This is a genomic window from Actinoplanes sp. CA-252034 (genome assembly GCF_050956125.1).
Taxonomy (GTDB): Bacteria; Actinomycetota; Actinomycetes; order Mycobacteriales; family Micromonosporaceae; genus Actinoplanes.
Window position 1 is genome coordinate 1 of sequence record NZ_CP191846.1, and the last position, 21,021, is coordinate 21,021.

The window sequence follows — 21,021 nt, forward strand, 5'->3', positions numbered from 1 at the left end:
GTGGCCGATCAGGTCGACCTGGGCACGTTGTGGCGTGACACGTTGGACGAGTTGTCCGACGAGATCGCGTCACGGCAGCAGCGCGCCTATCTTCAGTTCACCCGTCTGCGCGCCATCGTCGAGGACACCGCTCTGTTGTCGGTTCCGGACACGTACACCCGCGACATCATCGAGTCGCGCCTGCGCCCGGCGATCACCGAGGCTCTGACGAAACGACTGAACCGGCCCATACAGGTGGCGGTCACGGTCCGCCCTCCGGAGGACGGCTCGGGCATGCCCGGGACGGTCTACGGCAAGCCCTCCGAGCAGGCGCCGCCGATCGTGGAGCCGCAGCCACGGCACTATGCCGATCCGGGCGGCCCCTACCAGCCGGAACTGCCCGGATACTCGGGTCCGCAGCGGATGCCCGACCCGCCGTACCAGCAGGCCGCCTTCGGCCCGGCCGAGCACGCGCCCGAGCCGTATCCGACCGGGTCCGCGCAGCACTCGTCGCCGCAGGCGCCGTTCTCTCGGGGTGTGCCGACCGCCCGGGACGGCCAGGAGGCGCTTTTCGCCGACCCGATGCCGCAGCAGATCCCGCAGTCGCCGGTGAACAGGTCACCGGCGACACGCCCGGCTGAGCAGGAAACCCCGAACGACGCGGTCGCACATCGGATGGCAGCCGACGCGTCCCAGTTGCGGGACAACCGCCGGCACCCGGACGATCGCCCGATGCCCGGTCCGGACCGGCGCGACGACATGCCCGTGCGGGCCGGCGACAACGGTCCCGGGCGCCCGCCGGTCGACCTGCGCGGTCCCGGCACGTCGCCCCGGCCCGGTGGCCAGGACGGCAACCGGCTCAACCCGAAGTACATGTTCGAGACGTTCGTCATCGGCTCGTCCAACCGCTTCGCGCACGCGGCGTCGGTGGCGGTCGCCGAGTCCCCGGCGAAGGCGTACAACCCGCTGTTCATCTACGGCAGCTCCGGGCTGGGCAAGACCCACCTCCTGCACGCGATCGGGCACTACGCCACCACCCTCGGGCACGCGCGCTCGGTGCGCTACGTGTCGACCGAGGAGTTCACCAACGATTTCATCAACAGCCTGCGCGACGACAAGACGCAGGCGTTCCAGCGGCGCTACCGCGACGTCGACATCCTGCTGATCGACGACATCCAGTTCCTGGAAAATCGCGAGCGCACGCAGGAGGAGTTCTTCCACACGTTCAACACGCTCCACAACGCCAACAAGCAGATCGTGATCAGCTCGGACCGCTCCCCGCGGCAGCTGGCCACACTCGAAGACCGGATGCGCACCCGCTTCGAGTGGGGGCTGCTGGCCGACATCCAGCCGCCCGACCTCGAGACGCGTATCGCGATCCTCCAGAAGAAGGCCGCACAGGAGCGGATGTACGCCCCCGACGACGTGCTCGAGTTCATCGCGTCCCGGGTGTCGAACTCGATCCGCGAGCTCGAGGGCGCCCTGATCCGGGTCACCGCGTTCGCCAGCCTCACCCGCTCGCCGGTGCAGCTCTCGCTGGCCGAGGAGGTGCTGCGCGACTTCATGCCCGACGGCGCCGGCCCGGAGATCACCGCCGACCAGATCATGGTCTCCACTGCCGACTACTTCGGCGTCAGCCTCGAGGATCTGCGCGGCCATTCCCGCAGCCGGGTGCTGGTCAACGCCCGCCAGGTCGCCATGTACCTCTGCCGTGAGCTCACCGACCTCTCGCTCCCGCGCATCGGACAGGCCTTCGGCGGCCGCGACCACACGACGGTCATGCACGCCGACCGCAAGATCAGGCAACACATGGCCGAGCGGCGGTCCCTCTACAACCAGATCGCCGAGCTCACCAACAGGATCAAACAGAACACCTGAGGGGGTACGGGTGAAGCGCCCCTCAACCGCACCACGGCGCTCTCACCTCGCGTTTTGAACGTGGCTGCGTGGTCCCGGCCGACCGCAGCCGCCGGGCTGTTGCCCACTCACCTGCGATCCCGCCCACAACCGCAGCCCGACGAGACCCACCCCGGTCACGGCGGAAACGACGGCCGCACCCAATACCGGCTCTGAGCACTCCAGCAACCCCGGACCAGGCGGCAACCAAACCCGGATCCCCCACCGGGCACACCAGCCGCCCCCAGCCCTCGCAAAGAGCGCCGAGCCAACCCGAACCCGAATCACCGACCAGTCATGGCGGAAACGACGGCCGCACCCATTGCCAGGTCTGGGCACTCCTGCCAGGCGGTAGTCGAACCCCGTGCCGCCACCGGGCCTACCCGACGCCCCAGCCCTGGCCAAGAGCCCCATGCCCACTCGAACCACCGGCAGGTCACGGCGGCCACACCCCGAACGGGGTCTGGGCACTCTTGTCGCCCCTCTACCAGCGGTAGTCGAAGCCGGTCCCGCCACCGGGCAACCCGGCCGCCCGGCTCCGACACCACCCGCGTCGCCCGGGCCGGCCAAGGAACGCCACGCCAACCCGACACACCGATCGAATGCCCGCCCCGACCGGACGTCGGCACTCGCCACCCTGACCACCCTGTGCCGGCAACCCTTGGCCGCGAAGAACATCCAGCTGCACACCTTTATCGGCACAGCTCTATCGGCACAGCTCGGCGCCGCCAGAGCGAGCCCCCACGATTTGCGAGCCGTTCGCAGGTGGAGAAGGCACAGCAGGTAAAAGGCAGAGAAGGCACGTTCGCGACACGCCGATTCGGCCCAGGACGCCCGCTGACTGATTGTCAGACGGAAACGGCCGCTCGGCGCCACCGCCGCACCCCGGCTCGCGCGGCGCCATGACCACACCTCGGCACCACCGCCGCGCCCTGACCGCTCCTGGCCACCACCGCATCACCACCGCACCCGGCCGCTTCGCGTCACCACACATCAGCACCGCACCCGGCCGCCTCGCGTCACCACACATCAGCACCGCACCCGGGTCGCTTCGCGTCACCGGCAACCCGTTACGACCGCCGCTCCCGAGCGCGATCGGCGCTATCGCCACGGCGAACGGTGACCAACGGCCTCAGCCCGGCGGCCGCGTCGCGGTCGGGAGCGGGCAAGTCGTCGCGCTGACAGCCACGTGAGGTGTGGAAAGGCTCAGCGGGAGCACGCCCGTACCCGATGAGGGGTTGATGTTGCAGAAGCCGGACGGCTGTGGAGACGTGGGCCGGCGGCCTCGATCGCGGTTTTTCCACAATCCACAACGCCCCGGGCACGCGGGGACGGAAATCAGCGGCTGAGCCGACTGTTTCGCGTTTTCCACAGGCCGTCCACGATCGGGTGAAAGCCCCCTGGCCTGCAGAAACTAGCAATTGCGCGAGTTTTCCACCGGTTCTACACGGGGTTTTCCACAAGTTATACCCAGATCATCTTCCCGTGGGCCAAATATCGGAGTCACTCGATGCCTGACTTCAAGGGACCTCAATGGCGATTTGTCAACGCCGCGACGTGACAGTTTCGTGCCAACGTTGTCCACAGCTATCCACAGGCATCCACAGGCTGTATCCCCAGACGGTGGAAATCTCCCGACAGCTTCGTCCACAGATGTGGACCAACCCTGGGGAAATCGATGTGGACAGACACGGAGGGTGACAAAAGATCACACAGCCTGTGGACGCCTGTGGATTACCTGTTGAAGGATCTGGGGACGACGAGCCTGTAGCGTTCCTGCGTCATCCACAGCGCAGGGGATAGAACCGGTGGATTACCGGTGGATAGCCTGTGGACGACGGTGGACAACGCTCGCCGCGTCGGGAACTGTGGACACAGAGGCCTAGTTTTACCCTGGTTACCCACATGTGAATCACCGGTGGATAACCCTCTGACCAGCGGAAACGCGAGTTCTCCACAGTATGCACAGGCCCTACTATGACGACTAGTTATCTCTTCTAAGAAAACAAAAACCAATCATCAGCGTTGTGGAAGGTGTGGATCCGCGCCTCGCGGCTCGCAGTGGGCTGGCCTTCAGGAAGCACCGAGAAGCAGGGTTGGGGTTCTGAGGTCCTGTCGGTGTATGAAGGCGGACCGGGGTCGGGCACGCAGCGGCAGCGCCGGAGCCATAGAGTTCAGGGGGGTCCATGCCCCCTGTATGAGGACGCATCGCGGAGGACAGCATGAAGTTCCGGGTGGAGCGAGACGCGCTCGCCGACGCCGTGGCGTGGACAGCCAAGAGCCTGCCCAGCCGGCCCTCGGTGCCGGTGCTCGCCGGTGTCCTGCTGCGGGTCACCGACGGCCGCCTGCAGGTGTCCGGCTTCGACTACGAGGTCTCCAGCCAGGTCACCGTCGAGGTGCAGGCCGACGCGGACGGCGCGGCTCTGGTCTCCGGCCGCCTGCTCGCCGAGATCACCAAGGCACTGCCGGGCAAGCCGGTGGACATCGCCGCCGTCGGCGCTCATCTCGAGCTGGTGTGCGGCAGCGCCCGTTTCACCCTGCCCACGATGCCGGTGGAGGACTATCCGACCCTGCCGGACATGCCGTCCAGCGCGGGCACGATCGACGCCGCTACGTTCGCCTCAGCGGTTTCCCAGGTCGCGATTGCCGCAGGTCGGGACGAGACGCTGCCGATGATGACGGGTGTGCGCCTCGAGCTGAACGGATCCAACATCGCGCTGCTGGCCACCGACCGGTACCGGTTGGCGATGCGCGAGATCGAGTGGACCCCGGAGGACCCGGAGATCAGCCTGAACGCTCTGGTCCCGGCGAAGACGCTGAACGACACGGCCAAGGCGCTGGGCCCGATCGGCGGGGCTGTGACGCTGGCGCTCGCTCAGGGCAGCGCCGGCGAGGGCATGATCGGTTTCGCGGGTGGCGCCCGCCGGACGACGAGCCGCCTGCTGGACGGCGCGAACTATCCGCCGGTGCGCTCGCTCTTCCCGGCTTCGCACAACGCGGAGGCGCGGGTGGCGGTGTCGGCGCTGGTCGAGGTGGTCCGACGGGTCGCCCTGGTCGCCGAGCGCACGACTCCGGTGTTGTTGAGCTTCAGCGAGGACGGTCTCGTGGTCGAGGCGGGCGGCACCGAGGAGGCGCGCGCCAGCGAGGCGATGGAGGCCGAGTTCACCGGGGAGCCGTTGACGATCGGCTTCAATCCGCAGTATTTGATCGATGGCCTCCAGAACCTGGGCGCTCCGACGGCGATGCTCTCGTTCGTCGACGCGTTCAAGCCCGCTGTGATCTCGCCCGCTGGCGAAAGCGGAGAAATCATCCCGGGTTACCGCTATCTGATCATGCCGATCCGGGTAACTCGCTGATACTGAGCTTGAACCAATCGCTCATCTAGGGAGATCACCATGCAACTCGGCCTGATCGGTCTCGGCCGCATGGGTGGCAACATGCGGGAACGACTGCGTGCAGCGGGGCACGAAGTCGTCGGATACGACCAGAACCTGGAAGTAAGCGACGCTGCCAGCCTGGCCGAGCTGGCCGAGAAACTGGCCGCGCCGCGGGTCGTCTGGACCATGGTGCCGTCCGGCCAGATCACCGAGGACACGATCAATCAGCTCGCCGAGGTCCTCGAGGCCGGCGACATCATCATCGACGGCGGTAACTCGAAGTTCACCGACGACGCCCCCCGGGCCGAGCGCCTGGCCGTCAAGGGCATCCACTACCTCGACGTCGGTGTCTCCGGCGGCGTGTGGGGCATCAAGAACGGCTACGCGTTGATGGTCGGCGGCGAGGCCGCGCAGGTCGAGCACTGCAAGCCGATCTTCGAGGCGCTCAAGCCGGCCGGTGAGTTCGGATTCGCGCACGCCGGCACGCACGGTGCCGGTCACTACGCGAAGATGGTGCACAACGGCATCGAGTACGGGTTGATGCACGCGTATGCCGAGGGCTACGAGATCCTCAAGGCGTCGGAGTACATCCACGACGTGCCCGCCGTGATCAAGAGCTGGCGTGAGGGCAGCGTCGTCAAGTCGTGGCTGCTGGACCTGCTGGACCGGGCTCTCGACGAGGACCCGGAGCTGGAGGCCCTGAAGGGTTACGCCGACGACACCGGTGAGGGCCGCTGGACCGTCGACGAGGCCGTGCGTCTCGCCGTGCCGGCGCATGTCATCGCCGCGTCGCTGTTCGCGCGTTTCCAGTCCCGCCAGGACGACTCGCCCGCCATGAAGGCCGTCGCCGCGCTGCGTCAGCAGTTCGGTGGCCACGCCGTCAAGCGCTGATCCATGCACGTGCGCCGGGTCGAGCTCACCGACTTCCGCTCGTATGAGCGGGTGACGGTCGATCTCGATCCCGGCGTGTCCGTGCTGGTCGGGCAGAACGGCATGGGCAAGACCAACCTGATCGAGGCGCTCGGTTACGTGGCCACTCTGGACAGTCACCGGGTGGCCACCGACGCGCCTCTGGTCAGGTCCGGCGCCGCCTCGGCGGTGATCCGGTGCGCGATCGTCCACGAGGGACGTGAGCTGCTGGTGGAGCTGGAGATCGTGCCCGGCCGGGCGAACCGGGCGAGGCTCAACCGGTCTCCGGTCCGTCGGCCGCGTGAGGTGCTCGGCGCGCTGCGGATGGTGCTGTTCGCCCCGGAGGACCTGGAACTGGTCCGCGGCGACCCGTCGGAGCGCCGGCGCTATCTCGACGATCTGCTGGTCGCCCGGCAGCCGCGGTTCGCCGGGGTGCGCGCCGACTACGACCGGGTCGTGAAGCAGCGCAACGCCCTGCTGCGCAACGCCTACCTGAACCGCAAGGTGGGCGGCACTCGCGGGCAGGACCTGTCGACGCTCGAAGTCTGGGACCACCATCTCGCCCACCACGGCGCCGAGTTGCTGGCCGGGCGCCTGGAGCTGTCGGCCGCGCTGGCCCCGCACCTGACGAAGGCGTATGACGCGGTCGCTCCGGGCCGGGGCACCGCGTCGATCGCGTACGCGTCGCGGCTGGGCGAGGAGCTGCAGACGGACCGGCCGGCGTTGGAGGCGGCGATCCTCGAGCGGCTGCAGGAGCGCCGGTTCGCGGAGATCGAGCGGGGCACGACCCTTGTCGGACCGCATCGTGACGATCTCGCGCTCGGTCTGGGCGACCTGCCGGTGAAGGGGTATGCGAGTCACGGCGAGTGCTGGTCGTTCGCGCTGGCGCTGCGGCTGGCCGCCTACGACCTGCTGCGCTCGGACGGCATCGAGCCGGTGCTGGTCCTCGACGACGTCTTCGCCGAGCTGGACGCGTCGCGCCGGGAACGACTGGCGGCGCTGGTCTCGGACGCGGCACAGTTGCTCGTGACGTGCGCGGTTCCGGAGGATGTGCCGGCGAGCCTGCGGGGTGCGCGCTTCGACGTCGTGACGGGAGCGGTGGACCGTGTTGCCTGACGCTGATCGGGATCGGTCGGCCGGCGGCGAGCCACGTCGGCCGGAGCAGCCACCTGAGCGGCTCGCTGACGCCCTCGGGGATCTGCGGGCGGGGGTGGATGAGGATCGAGAGCTTCGGGGCGCTTCCGGAGGCGCTGAGCGCGTTTCGCGTCCCCCGGGTGGGCCGGGCGCCGACCGTACCCCGCCTCCGGCTTCTCCACAGCCTGTGGAAAACGCGGACCTGGCCGGGCCGGAGCTCGCCCGCGCCGTGCTCGATGCCGCGCTCGCGCGGCGCCGTGAGGCGGCCTCCCGGACGCCGAAACGCCGGACCGGAAGTGGTCAGGGCAGTGGCCGGCGGCTGCGTGGCTATTCCGGGCCCGGGCCCGACCCGCGTGATCCCCAGCTGTTCGGGGCGATGCTGGAGCGCCTGGTCAGGGCGCGTGGCTGGGAGAAGCCGAAGGCCGAGGCCACGGTCTTCGGCGCGTGGGAGAAGGTGGTCGGCCCGGACATCGCGTCGCACAGTCGTCCGGTGCGCCTGGAGGCCGGGGTGCTGACCGTGGAGGCCGAGTCGACGGCATGGGCCACCCAGTTGCGGATGCTCGCGGCCACGCTGATCCGCAAGATCGCCGGTGAGGTCGGAAACAACGTGGTGACCAGGCTCAACATTCACGGTCCGGCGGCGCCGTCGTGGAGTCGGGGGCCGCGGCGGGTGCAGGGGCGCGGGCCTCGGGACACCTACGGCTGAAACCTTCTCGGCCCGGTGCACGTCTGACCGCGCATGACTCTGCTGCTGCGCCGTCTTCTGGTTCTGCTTCTGCTCGTGCTGGCGCCGCTTCCGGTGGCCGCCCGACCAGCCTGGGCGTGTTCGTGCGGCGACAATCCGGATCCGCTGGGGCGGTCCGAGACGGCCTTCGTCGGCGTTGCGGAGGACGTCGACGGCTCGTGGTTCGGCAATGAGGTCGAGGTGCGGTTCGCCGTCGAGTCGGTGCTCAAGGGCGAGACGGGCGGCGCAGTGACACTGGTCACCATGAAGGACTCGGCATCCTGTGGATACGAGTTCGTCGAGGGCGGCCGGTACCGGGTGTTCGAGAGCGCCGGCGAGACGAATCTGTGTGACGGCAACGAGTTGCTGTCCACCGGGCATGCCACGGGTGGCGAGGACCGTACCCGGATCTTCTGGGGTGGCACGGTCCTGGTCCTGCTCCTCGTCGCCGGCGGGGTGACCTGGCTGGTCCGGAAGACCTGAGGCCGGGCCTCAGTAGTCGGCGAAGATCGCGAACCCGCGCTCGGCGCAGCGGCGGTAGAAGCCGGCCAGCACGGCCAGCTCGGTGCGGGCGAAGCTCCAGTGCGGCGAGTTCCCGGCGTCGTCGCGTAGTGCCGCGAGCCGCTGGTCCAGCCAGCGCAGTTGCTGCTCGGCGAGCCGGCCCCCGAGATCGCCGTCCGCAGCACCTCGGTCACGGTGTCGAAGGTGACCAGGTCGCCGAACTTGTCGTGGCCCTCGACGAAGCGCTCCAGGCCGCCGGCGATCCACGCGCAGCCGTCCGGGTCGATGACGGGATCCTCGTCCTCGGCGGCGGCTTCGGTGGCGTAGAGCACACCCTCGAGGCCGAGAAGAAGATCGATCAGCTCGGTGTACGCCGTAGCGCGCACCGTGCCGGTCTTGGCGATGTGCAGCGCGAGCGCACCGGTCGGCGCCGCGATCTCCGGCCGGTCGGCGATCGTTCCGAAGTCGACGAACTCGGCGGGAGCCACCGGGTCGTAATACTGGTTGGTCCGCGGCCAGTGCACCGCGACGTTGTCCAGGCCCTTGTCGTGCGCCATTGGGGCCACCCCTCCTCGACCTGCCCTGCGACCACCCGGCCATCTCCGGCCCGCGCGGGCGAGGTTACGACACAGCCGCGGGACGCTGTCGAGCAGTGTCGCAGTGAGTATGGGCGGGGCACCGCAGGCGCGCCCGACCGCCGCAACTGCCGCAGCGTTTGCCATTGCACGGGGCGGCTGTGCCGTGTAGGGGATTACCTGGGTAGCGCCTCGAATCGCGCTACGGCACTCTCAGGCACCCGGAAGAGGTGCCGGACCCTCGCCGATTCGTTCCGGCGGAGTAGAATCGACAGCGACCGGGAAAACTGTGCTTGACGGCGAAGTTGGCTACTGCGCCGACCCACATCGTCACGCTATGCGGTTTTTCCAGCCGATCACGATCCGCGGGCCATCCGCGGCGACCGGCACGCACGGTTCCACCGGTGGTCCGCTCTTCCCGCGGTGTCATCTCTGGTCTCCCATGCGCGCGCGTGAAGCCGCCGATGGACCCGCCAACCCCGTTGCGGGGCCTCACGGCCCGGCGCGAGAAAGTGGCCGAGGGTGTCAGAAGATCAGCAGGAGTACGGTGCCGGCTCCATCACCGTGCTCGAAGGCCTGGAAGCGGTCCGCAAACGTCCCGGTATGTACATCGGCTCCACCGGTGAGCGCGGTCTGCATCACCTGGTCTGGGAGGTTGTGGACAACGCGGTCGACGAGGCACTGGCCGGTTACTGCGACACCATCGACGTGGTCCTGCTCGCCGACGGCGGCGTCTCGGTCACCGACAACGGCCGTGGTTTCCCGGTCGACCTGCACCCGACGCTGAAGAAGCCGGGTGTCGAGGTCGCGCTGACCGTGCTGCACGCGGGCGGCAAGTTCGACGGCCAGGCCTACAAGGTCTCCGGCGGTCTGCACGGCGTGGGCGTGTCCGTGGTGAACGCGCTCTCGACCAGGATGGCCGTCGAGATCCAGAAGGACGGCTTCTGGTGGCGGCAGAAGTACGACTACTCCATTCCCGGTGAGCTGGTGAAGGGCGAGCCGACCGACAGCCTCGGCTCGACCGTGCAGTTCTGGCCGGACCCGAACATCTTCGAGACCGTCGACTTCGACTACCAGACGATCTACCGGCGTCTCCAGGAGATGGCGTTCCTCAACAAAGCCCTCACCATCAACTACACCGACCAGCGGCCGGATCAGGTCGACGAGAACGGTGAGCCTCGCCGCGTCAGCTTCATGTACGAGGACGGCATCGCCGACTTCGTGCGACACCTCAATGCCACCAAGAGCGCCATCCACAAGACCGTGATCCAGTTCGAGGCCGACGCCCCCGAGGAGGGCATGGCCGTCGAGATCGCGATGCAGTGGAACGAGTCGTACGGCGAGTCGGTCTACACCTTCGCCAACCGCATCAACACGCACGAGGGTGGCACTCACGAGGAGGGCTTCCGCTCCGCGCTGACGACCATCGTCAACAAGTACGGCGTCGAGAAGAAGTTCCTCAAGGCCGACCAGAAGCTGTCCGGTGAGGACATTCGCGAGGGCCTGGCCGCGATCATCTCGGTGACTCTGGCGAACCCGCAGTTCGAGGGTCAGACGAAGACGAAGCTCGGCAACACCGACATGAAGAGCTTCGTTCAGAAAGTCTGCAACGAGCAGCTCGCCGACTGGTTCGACCGTAACCCGGCGGACGCCAAGCTGATCATCACGAAGGCGGACCAGGCGGCCCGCGCCCGGATCGCCGCGCAGCAGGCCCGCAAGCTGGCCCGGCGCAAGTCGCTGCTCGAGTCCGGCTCGATGCCCGGCAAGCTGGCCGACTGCCAGTCCACCGACCCGCGCGAGACCGAGCTGTTCATCGTCGAGGGCGACTCGGCCGGCGGCTCGGCCAAGTCCGGCCGGGAGAGCCGCATCCAGGCGATCCTCCCGATCCGCGGCAAGATCCTCAACGTGGAGAAGGCCCGCATCGACCGGGTGCTGAAGAACAACGAGGTCCAGGCGCTGATCACGGCCATGGGCACCGGCATCCACGACGAGTTCGACATCTCGAAGCTGCGATACCACAAGATCATCTTGATGGCCGACGCCGACGTCGACGGCCAGCACATCCAGACGCTGCTGCTCACCCTGCTGTTCCGCTTCGTGCGGCCGCTGGTCGAGCACGGGCACGTCTACCTGGCGTCGCCGCCGCTCTACAAGCTCAAGTGGAACAAGCGGGGCGACGACGCGCAGTACGCCTACTCCGACCGGGAGCGTGACGGTCTGATCGCCCTGCGCCAGCAGAAGAAGGCCAATGCCAAGCCGGACGACATCCAGCGGTTCAAGGGTCTCGGCGAGATGAACTACGACGAGCTCTGGGACACCACGATGAACCCGGACACCCGCACCCTGCGCCAGGTGACCCTGGACGACGCGGCCGTCGCCGACGAGCTGTTCAGCGTGCTGATGGGTGAGGACGTGGAGGCGCGCCGGTCCTTCATCCAGCGCAACGCCAAGGACGTCAGGTTCCTCGACATTTAAGTCCGGGAAGCCGTATCCACAGCGTGCGGCCACTTTCCACAGTGTTATCCACAGCCTTATGCCAGTTTCGGCAGCATTTGCCCGGCATCACCTTGAGTAAGGGTTAAAAGTGACTGACACTCCCGAGCCCCCCGGCGACGACGAGACCCCCGCCGATACCGGCGGCAGCGTGACGCAGCGCATCGAGCCGGTCGGCCTCGAGGTCGAGATGCAGCGGTCGTACCTCGACTACGCGATGAGCGTCATCGTCGGCCGTGCGCTCCCCGACGTGCGGGACGGCCTCAAGCCGGTGCACCGCAAGATCCTCTACGCGATGTACGACGCCGGCTTCCGTCCCGACCGCGGTTACGTCAAGTGCGCCCGCATCGTCGGCGACGTGATGGGCAACTACCACCCGCACGGCGACTCGTCGATCTACGACGCCCTGGTGCGCATGGGGCAGCGTTGGTCGTTGCGTTACCCGCTGATCGACAGCAACGGCAACTTCGGCTCGCCGGGTAACGACCCGCCCGCGGCCATGCGCTACACCGAGGCGAAGCTGTCCCCGCTGGCGATGGAGATGCTGCGGGACATCGACGAAGACACCGTCGACATGCAGGACAACTACGACGGGCGCACCAAGGAGCCGACGATCCTGCCGGCCCGGTTCCCGAACCTGCTGGTCAACGGCTCCGAGGGCATCGCAGTCGGCATGGCCACCAAGATCCCGCCGCACAACCTGGGCGAGATCGCCAGCGCCGTCCAGTGGCAGCTCGACCACCCCGAGTCGGACGAGGCGACCGCGCTCGAAGCGATGCTCGAGCTCGTCAAGGGCCCGGACTTCCCGACCAAGGGCCTGATCGTCGGCCAGTCGGCGATCAACGACGCGTATCGGACCGGTCGTGGGTCGATCCGGATGCGCGCGGTGGTCGAGGTCGAGGAGGACACCCGGGGCCGGCCGTGCCTCGTGGTGACCGAGCTGCCGTACCAGGTGAACCCGGACAACCTCGCCGAGCGCATCGCCGAGCTGGTCAAGGAAGGCAAGCTCACCGGCATCGCCGACATCCGGGACGAGTCGTCCGGCCGTACCGGCATGCGGCTGATCCTGGTCCTGAAGCGCGACGCAGTCGCCAAGGTGGTGCTGAACAACCTCTACAAGCACACCCAGCTGCAGGAGACGTTCGGCGCCAACATGCTGGCGATCGTCGACGGGGTGCCGCGCACGCTCAACCTGGCGCAGTTCATCCGCTACTACGTCGAGCACCAGATCGAGGTCATCCAACGCCGGACCGCGTACCGGCTGCGCAAGGCCGAGGAGCGTGCCCACATCCTGCGCGGTCTGGCCAAGGCGCTGGACATGCTCGACGAGGTCATCGCCCTGATCCGGCGCTCGACCACGGTCGAGGACTCGCGTCAGGGCCTGATGCAGCTGCTCGACGTCGACGAGATCCAGGCGACCGCGATCCTCGACATGCAGCTGCGCCGCCTCGCGGCTCTGGAGCGGCAGCGGATCGTCGACGAGCTGGCGAAGATCGAGATCGAGATCGCCGACTTCAAGGACATCCTCGCCAAGCCGGAGCGACAGCGGACGATCATCTCCGAGGAGCTGGCCGAGATCGTCGCGAAGTTCGGCGACGAGCGGCGCACCCAGATCATCCCGTTCGACGGCGAGGTCTCCATGGAGGATCTCATCGCCCGGGAAGACGTTGTGGTGACCATCACACGAACGGGATATGCCAAGCGCACCAAGACCGATCTGTACCGGTCACAGAAGCGCGGCGGCAAGGGCGTCAGCGGTGCCACCCTGCGGCAGGACGACATCGTGTCGCACTTCTTCGTCATTTCCACACATGACTGGATGCTGTTCTTCACAAACAAGGGCCGGGTCTACCGGGCGAAGGCGTACGAACTGCCCGAAGCCAGCCGCGTGGCGAAGGGACAGCACGTCGCGAACCTGCTCGCCTTCCAGCCCGACGAGCACATCGCGCAGATCATCCAGATCCCGAATTACCAGGTCGCGCCCTACCTTGTGCTCGCCACTAAGGATGGGCTCGTGAAGAAGACCCGCCTGGAGGAATTTGACTCCAACCGCAGCGGTGGCATTATCGCCATCAACCTGCGGGAGGAAGACGAATTGGTGGGCGCGGCGCTGGCGGCTCCGGAGGACGATCTCCTTCTGGTGTCCAAGAAAGCCCAGGCCATCCGCTTCAATGCCACCGACGAGGCGCTACGGCCCATGGGCCGCGCGACGTCCGGTGTCATCGGCATGCGCTTCGGTGACAACGACGAGCTCCTGGCCATGGAAGTGGTCCGGCCGGACATGGATGTGTTGGTCGCCACCGATGGTGGGTATGCGAAGCGCACGCCCATCGAGGAGTATCCGGTGCAGGGGCGTGGCGGCAAGGGGGTACTGACCGCCAAGATCACTGAGCGTCGTGGTGGACTTGTCGGCGCTCTGGTGATCAGCCCGGAGGATGAACTGTTTGCCATCACCAGCAATGGTGGTGTCATCCGGACTCCCGTGAAGCCTGTACGGCGCACACGGGATCGGAACACAATGGGGGTCAAGCTGATGGACCTCCCAGAAGGTGTAACCATCGTGGCGCTTGCTCGCAATGCCGACGAGCCTGACGAACAGGACTAGTTGATGCCGGAGACACAGGCGAAGTCGGGGGGCCCCGGGACCTCAGCGACTCCGGACGATGCGGCGAAGAAAGACGCTGCCGCACCGGCCGGTCGCGAGACCACAGGGCGTGCCTCTGTCCCCGCCGATGCCCCGTCCCCGCCGAAGTTCACCAGGGCGCCGGGCATGACCCCGCCGCCCGGTGAGCCGGCCGCCGGCAACACCGACGGCGCCGACAAGCGTCCGGGCGTGCAGCCACCGGTGAAGGGCTCGGCATCGGTGCCGGTCGTCACCAAGGGCAAGGGCGCGGCGCCGGGGACGACCTCTGGGCGTCCCCCGGTCGCTGCTCCCTCGACGCCCCCGGGGACGCCGCAGCGGCCCACCACTCCGCCGGCGCCACAAGCGACCGCGCCCGGAGCTGCGAAGCAGCGCACCGGGTCCACGCCGCCGGCCGGCGGCGCGGCAGCGGTGGGTGCGGCGCGTGTCTCCGAGGCCGTGCGATCGGCTCGTTCCACGGTGTCGTCGGCCGCAGCGCGCGGGCCCCGTCGCGCTCGGCTGAACCTCAAGCGCATCGACCCCTGGTCGGTGATGAAGTTCTCGTTCGCCGTGTCGATCGTGCTCTTCATCGTGGTGGTCGTCGCGACGTCGGTGCTCTACCTCGCCCTCGACACGATGGGCGTCTGGAGCTCGGTCAACGGCAACCTGCAGGAGCTGGTCACCGCCAGCGGTGGCACCGAGGGCAGCACCACCACCGCCTTCCGGATCACCGCCTGGGGCGTCATCGGCACGTCGATGCTGATCGGCGCGGTCAATGTGGTGCTGTTCACAGCGCTGGCCACTCTCGGCGCGTTCATTTACAACGTTTGTGCCGATCTGGTCGGCGGCATCGAGCTCACGCTGGCCGAACGCGACTGACGAATCGCAGTCGGGTTGCGGGTACCCCGCTTTGGAGACCCGCAACCCGATGCGGTAACGTTCTGTTCGCAGGTGAGGGGCTATAGCTCAGTCGGTTAGAGCGCAGAGCTGATAACTCTGAGGTCGATGGTTCGATTCCATCTAGCCCCACGAGATGACCAGGTGGCCTCTGTTCGCGGAAATCGCGAGCCGGGGTCACTCGTCATTTTGGCTAACCTGGGGCCGAGCCCCCGGGCCCGCGTCACAGTGATTTCGGTGAGCGTTCCGCGAGCGGTTGCGGCGATCTACTGTTGTCCGGGGTTAGTCTCGTCTGGCCGGATGCTTGAGGGGTGGCGGTTCAGTGTTGAAGAAGCTCCTGATCATTGCTGGTGTCGTTGGTGTGGCGGCTCTGGTCGTCAAGAAGGTCAAGGCCTCCAGCGACGAGCGTGCCCTCTGGCACGAGGCGACCACCGCTCCCGACCTGCGATAGTGCGGGTCGCGGGGCCCTAGCTCAACTGGCAGAGCACCGCCTTTGCAAGGCGGGGGTTAGGGGTTCGAGTCCCCTGGGCTCCACTCCACTACTCGAACGCCGTCCGGATGCCGGGCGGCGTTTCTCGTTCCGGGGGCCTCAGCTCGTCGGTGACGGCCTGGGGCGTACAAAGGCTGCCTGGGGTGTCGGCGCGGGGTTGGCGGCTCCTCTGCGGGCCTGTCGGGCCGCAAAATGCGAAAAATTCCATCGGGCCTGCTCACCGGCTCCGGGACAACGGGTGTCAACCATGACAGGGACGTGACAGACCTTCGATCTTTGATCTACTAGGCAGGTGAAACGCCGTTCGGTCCTGCTTCTCCCGTCGCTTGCCGCCCTCGCCGGGTGTGGATCCCCCGGTGTCGCCGAGCCGCGCCCCTCCCACCCCGCCAAACCGGACTACAGCTGGCCGGACCGGCATCGCGACCTGACGCGCGGGTTCTGCTTCACCCTCGTGCGCGGGCTCACCCCACACCAGATCATCGACAAGGTGGGCGGCGACGAGCTGGAACGCGTGGAGTGGCCCCGGGTGATCGGGCCCGGCGACGGCGAGGCGGGCGTGCGGAGCCGGTTCTTCGGCGGTGTGGCCCGGGCCGGCAGCTGGTCGGTCCTCGTGGAGGACAACGGCTCTCTCGGCGTCACACCGGCGATCGTCCAGCCGCTGTCAGCGCGGCGGTGGGTGTACGGCTACCGCGGTGGCGGCGGCCGTCCGGGGCGTCTCATGGTCTACCGTGACGGAGATCTCGCTCTTGATCTCGACACCTCGGCGCCGGAACGCGCCACCGGCAGCAGAGTGGACGAATTCCGGCCGGATCTCCTGGCAGCGGGCCTGTCCGGCGAAAAGGGGCCGGCCCAGCCGACGTCGGCGGGGCTCAACTTCCTCGCCGTCCGGACCGGTATCAAGCTCACCGAGGAATGGTTGAGCACTTTGTCATACGTGCTGGTCGCCGTTCCGCAGGCATAGATGCGTATTTGACCGTTGCAAGAACGTGCCGGGTTATCCACAGAGGAATGACGGGAGCCTGCGCGGCACAGTTCGTGCGGTTAGCCTGCATGGCGTGGATGAACGAAGACGGGCCGCCGCCGTGATCGTCCGAGACGGCCGTGTGCTGATGGTGCACGAGCGCAGCCGGCGATCCGGTGGCGGAGAGTGGTGGACCCTTCCCGGCGGTGGCCTGCGGCCCGGTGAGACGGCCGAGGAGGCGCTACGACGCGAGGTGTTCGAGGAGACCGGCCTGGTCGTCGGCGACGCCCGTTACGTGCTCGAGATGCCCTACCCCTCGGGCATGACGTCGGTCTTCGCGGTGACCGTGGCGGACGGCGAGCCGCGGGTCGGGCGAGACGACGGGTTCGGGCCGGAGCAGCTCGGCGTCGACTGGCTGCCGGTGCCGGAGCTGCCGATCGAGACCAACGGTGTGCCGGTGCCGCCCCTGATGGTCGTGCTGCCGACGCTTGACGGTCAGATCGACGGTGCCGAGTCCGCCAGCGGATCCCTCGAGTCGACGGCCGAAACCGGAGCCGGGCGGGGTGGGGACGACGTCACGGCGCGACGGCGCTCCATGACGAAGTAGATGCAGGCCGCGATGTAACCGACGGCTAGTAGGGCGCTGACGCTGCGCACCGGCAGGGGTATGAACGGGGTCGCGGCGGTGACGCTTCCCATGAACGCCCAGCAGGCCAGCAGGATGGTGTTGACCGTGTCGGTTCGGTACCAGACAACCTGCGAGCGGCGACGGGCCTGACGCTGGATCTCGACCACGAGAGCGTGCGCCAGCACCAGGGCGAGCAGGCCGAGCAGGAGGACCGCGAAGATCGAATGATGGCCGCCGGAGACGGCGACCACGGCGGTCGCGCCGACCATCAACGCGAGACCACTGACGGTCCCTACGCGCGCTTGTCGACGATCCTTCACAACCCCTGACGGTCGGCATGATCGGGCCAGATCTGAGCGCTTTCGCGGCTTTCCCTGGCTTGGGGCGCGTCAATGAATGTGGAAATGGCTGCGTCTGGTGCTTTTCGGGACTATCGTCCTGTGGGCCCTTCCGTCTCTCTGCCGGAACCGTGGCCACGCAGTTCGCCTGCGTCGATGCAGGCGCCGGCTCGGGACGGCCGATGCTTTGCGGCTTGGGTGAGCACACCGAGCGGGGTACGGGTCTGTTGGCTGTCGGTCTTCGTTCAGGTGAGCGGTTACGGACGCTTGGCCACCCGTGCTTGGCCACTGGTGCCTGGCCACCCGTGCGTGGCCACTCGTGCCTGGTCATCCGTGGTTGGCCACTGGCGCCTGGCCACTCGTGCCGACTGCTCGTGCCGGCCCCTGGTGCTGGCTGCTCGTGCTGGCTTCTCGTGCCGGCCCCTCGTGCCGGCCCTCGTGCCGGCCACGAGAGCTCGGCCGTGAGTGGTTGGCCATGAGTGCCTTGCCGCGCCTGGGTGGCTGCCGGAACGCTCGGTCGAGGCGGGGACTCATCACCCCTCGTGACGTGGCTCCATCCGTACGGCCGAGGGATTTGAGGGTTGCTGTTTCTGCTGGTCGAGGGAGGGTCTCGTGGTTTCCGTGATCGGGGTCGGTGGCCCGGTGTGCCGTGATCGACGGCTTGGGTGAGGATGGCGAGATGATGGGAGTCCTCCAGACCGAACCTGCCCAGTCTCGCCCCGACCTGCTCGCGCCCCCGGTCGCCAAGGCACTGGCGGTCTGGCCGCCCGAGGGCCCGATCGATGCCGATCACGTGCTGGTGGCGCCGATCGACGCGGGGCTGGCGGACACCGCGGCCTTCTGTGAGGCGTACGGCGTGAGTCTCGCCGAGTCCGCCAACTGCGTGATCGTGGCCGGCAGTAGAGGTGGGATCACCAAGTACGCGGCGTGCATCGTCCTCGCGACCACCCGCGCGGACGTGAACGGCGTGGTGCGGCGGCACCTTGATGTGCGCAAGGCGAGCTTCGCGCCGATGGACGAGGCGGTGACGCTGACCGGAATGGAATACGGCGGCATCACCCCTATCGGGCTTCCCGTCGACTGGCCGATCCTCGTCGACGCCCGTGTCGTGGCCGTTCCGCATGTGATCATCGGGTCCGGAGTGCGGCACAGCAAGATCGCCATTGCCGGCCCGGCGCTCGGAGCTCTGCCCGGCGCTGAGGTCATCGAAGGTCTCGCGCGCCCGGCACCCGCGTTAGCGTGACTTTCATCTATGTCGTTTCACGTGAAACATTCATAGACCGGCGCTGGCGCTCTCCCGGCGGGCGATCTCCTCGAAGGCGGACACCAGCGTCGCGGTGTCGTGGGCGCCCGGCAGTGCGTATTTTCCGTCGATCACGAATGTCGGAACGCTGCTGATGCCCAGCGCCCGGGCCTCCTCGATATCGGTGTCGACCGCGATGGTGGCGGCCTCCGAGACGAGGTGAGTCAACGCGGCCGTGGCGTCCAGCCCGATCGAGCCGGCGACGTCAGCGATCGCGGGCAGGGAGCCGATGTCGATGCCATGGGTGAAGTGGGCCCGCTGCAGTGCACCGAGCATGTCGGCCTGACGGTCCTGTGTCGCCGCCCAGGCGATCAGCCGGTGGGCGGCGAACGTGTTGGCGGCGACCGCCCGGTCGAAATCGAGCGTCAGATCCTCGCTCGCGGCCATCGTCGTCACGCGCGCGAACAGCTCGTCGGCGATGCCCGGGTCGCCGAGCCTCTCCGCCATCACCTGCCTGATCGGTAGCGGATCGGGCACCGGTGCGGGATCCAGCTGGTAGGCCCGATAGGTGACCGTCACGTCGCCGCCGAACACCTCGAGCGCTCTCTCGAGGCGGGCCTTGCCGATGTAGCACCACGGGCAGATCACGTCCGACCAGACCTGGAGGTCCACGTCACTCGGCCGGGTGCGGGGCAGTCTGCTCGGCGACCTGACGCTTGAGGCGGCCCAGGATCGCTGTCCCGCCGCGCACCCGCAACGGACTGATCGCCTGCGCGAGACCCATCCGAGAATAAAGATCATCTGGTACGGCCAGCACCTCCGCCGCCGACGCCCCAGCCAGGCCCTCCGCCAGGATGCCGGCGAACGCTCGCGTGGTCGGCGACTCCGGTGGGCAGTCGAAGTGGGACACCACGCTGCCGTCCGGGTTCACGATCGCCTTGAGGAAGAACTGCGTCTGACACTCCGGAACCTGCTCCATGCCCTCATGGCCGACGAACTCCCCGGGCAGCGGAGGCACCGCATCGGAGAACTCCAGCAGCATCTCGAGCACGACATCACGAGGCGCGGTCGCGAACTCATCGACGATCTCGGCCAGCTTCGGCGGCATGTCACTCACACCACCGACCCTACGCGCGACTCTCGGACCGATGGCCGTGCCCTGCCTCACCCCACCGTGGCGGCAAGCCGTCCGTTGACCTCCGCCGCATCGATCGGCGCGGGGTAGGTGGCTGGAAGGCGCGGCCGGTGGGTGGGATCGCGGCGAGCTGTGGAGCGGGAGCCGGTCAGGCGGCGGGCTGCGCCGAGGCCGCGGGATCAGCCGTGCCGGCCGTGGTCGTTGGGCTGCCCCTGGTGGCCGTGCTGCCCGTAGTGGGCGGCCTGCCACCACGGCCAACGCTCGGGCGTCGGCGGGGCTGGGCGTGGGCCTCGGTGCCGGGCGTGGTGGGTTGGGCTGGGCGTCGGCGGGGCCGGGCGTGGGCCGCGGTGCCGGGCGTGATGGGTTGGGCTGGGCATCGGCGGGCCGGGCGTGGGCCGCGGTGTCAGGCGTGATGGGTTGATTTGGGCTGGCGTGGTGGGGCCGGGCTGGGCCCGGCGTGGTGGGGGCGGGCCAGCCGCGGCTTGCGGCGGGCCGTGGGGTCGGGCCAGCGGCGGCTCGCGTCGGGCCGTGGGCGGGGCCGGTTGGGCGGCGGCTCGCGCGGGCCGTGGGTTGGGAGCTGATCAGGCGGCGGCTCGCGGGGCCATGGGCGGGGCTGATCAGGCCGCGGCTCGCGCGAGCCAGTGGGGTTGGGCCGGTCAGCCTGCGGCGCGCGTCGGGCTATGGATCGACCGCACCGCAGCGAGAGGGGAGCCGATCAGGCGGCGGCCGACGATGTCGGGAGGAGCGCTATGTCGCTGAGGCTCAGGATGCCGACCAGTTTGCGGTCGGCATCGCAGACCAGCAGCCGACGAACGCCTCGGCCCCGCATGGCCTGCACCGCCTCCTCGACCGTCGCGCTCTGCTCGATCATCAGCAGCTCGCGGGTGGCGATCGCGCCCAGCGTCGTCGTGGCGGGCGACAGCTTCTCGGCTATCGCCCGGACCACGATGTCCCGGTCGGTGACGATGCCGGCCATGGTCGGGCCCTCGGTGACGACCACGTCGCCGATGCCCTGATCGCTCATCACCTGAGCGGCCTCGTCGAGCGGAGTGTCCTCGGGAAGGTAGATGACCCGCCGGGTCATCGCGTCCGCGACCAACCTGACCATTGCCCTGCTCCTC

General features: G+C 68.2%; 17 protein-coding genes, 2 tRNA genes and 1 pseudogene. 15 read left to right on the forward strand and 5 right to left on the reverse strand.

Annotated elements, in window-relative coordinates; translation table 11 throughout:
• The 6 genes from dnaA to ACQPZW_RS00030 all read left to right on the forward strand — a co-directional run bounded on the left by dnaA (window position 1) and on the right by ACQPZW_RS00030 (window position 8,502).
• The gene (dnaA, locus tag ACQPZW_RS00005) at window positions 1-1,857 is read left to right on the forward strand and encodes a chromosomal replication initiator protein DnaA (RefSeq protein ID WP_433792813.1); all 1,857 of its coding nucleotides are present in this window, start codon (window positions 1-3) and stop codon (window positions 1,855-1,857) included.
• A 2,240-nt stretch (window positions 1,858-4,097) separates the two neighbouring features.
• Window positions 4,098-5,231, forward strand: a complete 1,134-nt coding sequence (dnaN, locus tag ACQPZW_RS00010; RefSeq protein ID WP_433792814.1) for a DNA polymerase III subunit beta — start codon at window positions 4,098-4,100, stop codon at window positions 5,229-5,231.
• A 39-nt stretch (window positions 5,232-5,270) separates the two neighbouring features.
• A complete protein-coding gene (gene gnd, locus ACQPZW_RS00015; RefSeq protein WP_433792815.1) occupies window positions 5,271-6,143 on the forward strand; it encodes a phosphogluconate dehydrogenase (NAD(+)-dependent, decarboxylating) in 873 nt (290 codons plus the stop codon).
• A 3-nt stretch (window positions 6,144-6,146) separates the two neighbouring features.
• Complete coding sequence (gene recF, locus ACQPZW_RS00020) at window positions 6,147-7,277, forward strand: DNA replication/repair protein RecF (RefSeq protein WP_433792816.1); 1,131 nt, start codon at window positions 6,147-6,149, stop codon at window positions 7,275-7,277.
• A gap of 205 nt (window positions 7,278-7,482) precedes the next feature.
• Window positions 7,483-8,001 carry a DUF721 domain-containing protein gene (locus ACQPZW_RS00025; protein ID WP_433792817.1) on the forward strand — a complete coding sequence of 173 codons (519 nt, stop codon included), beginning with the start codon at window positions 7,483-7,485 and terminating at the stop codon, window positions 7,999-8,001.
• A gap of 33 nt (window positions 8,002-8,034) precedes the next feature.
• The gene (locus ACQPZW_RS00030) at window positions 8,035-8,502 is read left to right on the forward strand and encodes a hypothetical protein (RefSeq protein WP_433792818.1); all 468 of its coding nucleotides are present in this window, start codon (window positions 8,035-8,037) and stop codon (window positions 8,500-8,502) included.
• Window positions 8,503-8,511: 9 nt separating this feature from the next.
• Here the strand turns inward: ACQPZW_RS00030 and ACQPZW_RS00035 are convergent.
• Window positions 8,512-9,077 (reverse strand): annotated as a pseudogene (locus ACQPZW_RS00035) (hypothetical protein).
• 540 nt (window positions 9,078-9,617) lie between these two features.
• Between ACQPZW_RS00035 and gyrB the strand changes: the two are divergent.
• From gyrB to ACQPZW_RS00075, 8 genes are all read left to right on the forward strand, one after another.
• Window positions 9,618-11,570: a DNA topoisomerase (ATP-hydrolyzing) subunit B gene (gyrB, locus tag ACQPZW_RS00040; RefSeq protein WP_433792819.1), complete on the forward strand. Its 1,953-nt coding sequence runs from the start codon at window positions 9,618-9,620 to the stop codon at window positions 11,568-11,570.
• Window positions 11,571-11,679: 109 nt separating this feature from the next.
• Window positions 11,680-14,193 (forward strand): DNA gyrase subunit A, encoded by a 2,514-nt coding sequence (gyrA, locus tag ACQPZW_RS00045; RefSeq protein ID WP_433792820.1) that lies wholly within the window; start codon window positions 11,680-11,682, stop codon window positions 14,191-14,193.
• A 3-nt stretch (window positions 14,194-14,196) separates the two neighbouring features.
• Window positions 14,197-15,087, forward strand: a complete 891-nt coding sequence (locus tag ACQPZW_RS00050; protein WP_433792821.1) for a DUF3566 domain-containing protein — start codon at window positions 14,197-14,199, stop codon at window positions 15,085-15,087.
• Between the two features lie 76 nt (window positions 15,088-15,163).
• Window positions 15,164-15,237, forward strand: a tRNA-Ile gene (locus ACQPZW_RS00055).
• A 190-nt stretch (window positions 15,238-15,427) separates the two neighbouring features.
• Window positions 15,428-15,556, forward strand: a complete 129-nt coding sequence (locus ACQPZW_RS00060) for a DLW-39 family protein (RefSeq protein ID WP_211304171.1) — start codon at window positions 15,428-15,430, stop codon at window positions 15,554-15,556.
• A gap of 10 nt (window positions 15,557-15,566) precedes the next feature.
• Window positions 15,567-15,639: transfer RNA gene (locus tag ACQPZW_RS00065), tRNA-Ala, on the forward strand.
• A gap of 248 nt (window positions 15,640-15,887) precedes the next feature.
• Window positions 15,888-16,556, forward strand: coding sequence for a DUF6461 domain-containing protein (locus tag ACQPZW_RS00070; protein ID WP_433792822.1), 669 nt, complete (start codon window positions 15,888-15,890; stop codon window positions 16,554-16,556).
• Window positions 16,557-16,650: 94 nt separating this feature from the next.
• Window positions 16,651-17,163, forward strand: coding sequence for an NUDIX domain-containing protein (locus ACQPZW_RS00075; protein WP_433792823.1), 513 nt, complete (start codon window positions 16,651-16,653; stop codon window positions 17,161-17,163).
• Here the strand turns inward: ACQPZW_RS00075 and ACQPZW_RS00080 are convergent.
• Window positions 17,052-17,453, reverse strand: a complete 402-nt coding sequence (locus ACQPZW_RS00080; protein ID WP_433792824.1) for a hypothetical protein — start codon at window positions 17,451-17,453, stop codon at window positions 17,052-17,054. The two genes, ACQPZW_RS00075 and ACQPZW_RS00080, sit on opposite strands and share 112 nt — an antisense overlap.
• 751 nt (window positions 17,454-18,204) lie before the next feature.
• Here ACQPZW_RS00080 and ACQPZW_RS00085 point away from each other — a divergent pair.
• Entirely contained in the window at window positions 18,205-18,765 is a 561-nt protein-coding gene (locus tag ACQPZW_RS00085; protein WP_433797878.1) for a YbaK/EbsC family protein, read from the forward strand.
• 30 nt (window positions 18,766-18,795) lie between these two features.
• On the opposite strand, the gene ACQPZW_RS00090 is transcribed toward ACQPZW_RS00085, so the two are convergent.
• The 3 genes from ACQPZW_RS00090 to ACQPZW_RS00100 form a co-directional block, all read right to left on the reverse strand.
• Window positions 18,796-19,437 (reverse strand): DsbA family oxidoreductase, encoded by a 642-nt coding sequence (locus ACQPZW_RS00090; RefSeq protein ID WP_433792825.1) that lies wholly within the window; start codon window positions 19,435-19,437, stop codon window positions 18,796-18,798.
• A 1-nt stretch (window position 19,438) separates the two neighbouring features.
• On the reverse strand, window positions 19,439-19,882 hold the full coding sequence (locus tag ACQPZW_RS00095) for a SufE family protein (RefSeq protein ID WP_433792826.1): 444 nt from the start codon (window positions 19,880-19,882) through the stop codon (window positions 19,439-19,441).
• A 733-nt stretch (window positions 19,883-20,615) separates the two neighbouring features.
• Window positions 20,616-21,008 (reverse strand): CBS domain-containing protein, encoded by a 393-nt coding sequence (locus tag ACQPZW_RS00100; protein WP_433792827.1) that lies wholly within the window; start codon window positions 21,006-21,008, stop codon window positions 20,616-20,618.
• Between the last annotated feature and the right edge of the window lie 13 nt (window positions 21,009-21,021).

Excerpts from the sequence above, each read along its gene's own strand:
- dnaN (WP_433792814.1), top strand. The coding sequence starts at position 4,098 with ATGAAGTTCCGGGTGGAGCGAGACGCGCTCGCCGACGCCGTGGCGTGG.
- gnd (WP_433792815.1), top strand. The coding sequence starts at position 5,271 with ATGCAACTCGGCCTGATCGGTCTCGGCCGCATGGGTGGCAACATGCGG.
- recF (WP_433792816.1), top strand. The coding sequence starts at position 6,147 with ATGCACGTGCGCCGGGTCGAGCTCACCGACTTCCGCTCGTATGAGCGG.
- ACQPZW_RS00030 (WP_433792818.1), top strand. The coding sequence starts at position 8,035 with ATGACTCTGCTGCTGCGCCGTCTTCTGGTTCTGCTTCTGCTCGTGCTG.
- ACQPZW_RS00050 (WP_433792821.1), top strand. The coding sequence starts at position 14,197 with ATGCCGGAGACACAGGCGAAGTCGGGGGGCCCCGGGACCTCAGCGACT.
- ACQPZW_RS00080 (WP_433792824.1), bottom strand. The coding sequence starts at position 17,453 with ATGGTCGGCGCGACCGCCGTGGTCGCCGTCTCCGGCGGCCATCATTCG.
- ACQPZW_RS00085 (WP_433797878.1), top strand. The coding sequence starts at position 18,205 with ATGGGAGTCCTCCAGACCGAACCTGCCCAGTCTCGCCCCGACCTGCTC.
- ACQPZW_RS00100 (WP_433792827.1), bottom strand. The coding sequence starts at position 21,008 with ATGGTCAGGTTGGTCGCGGACGCGATGACCCGGCGGGTCATCTACCTT.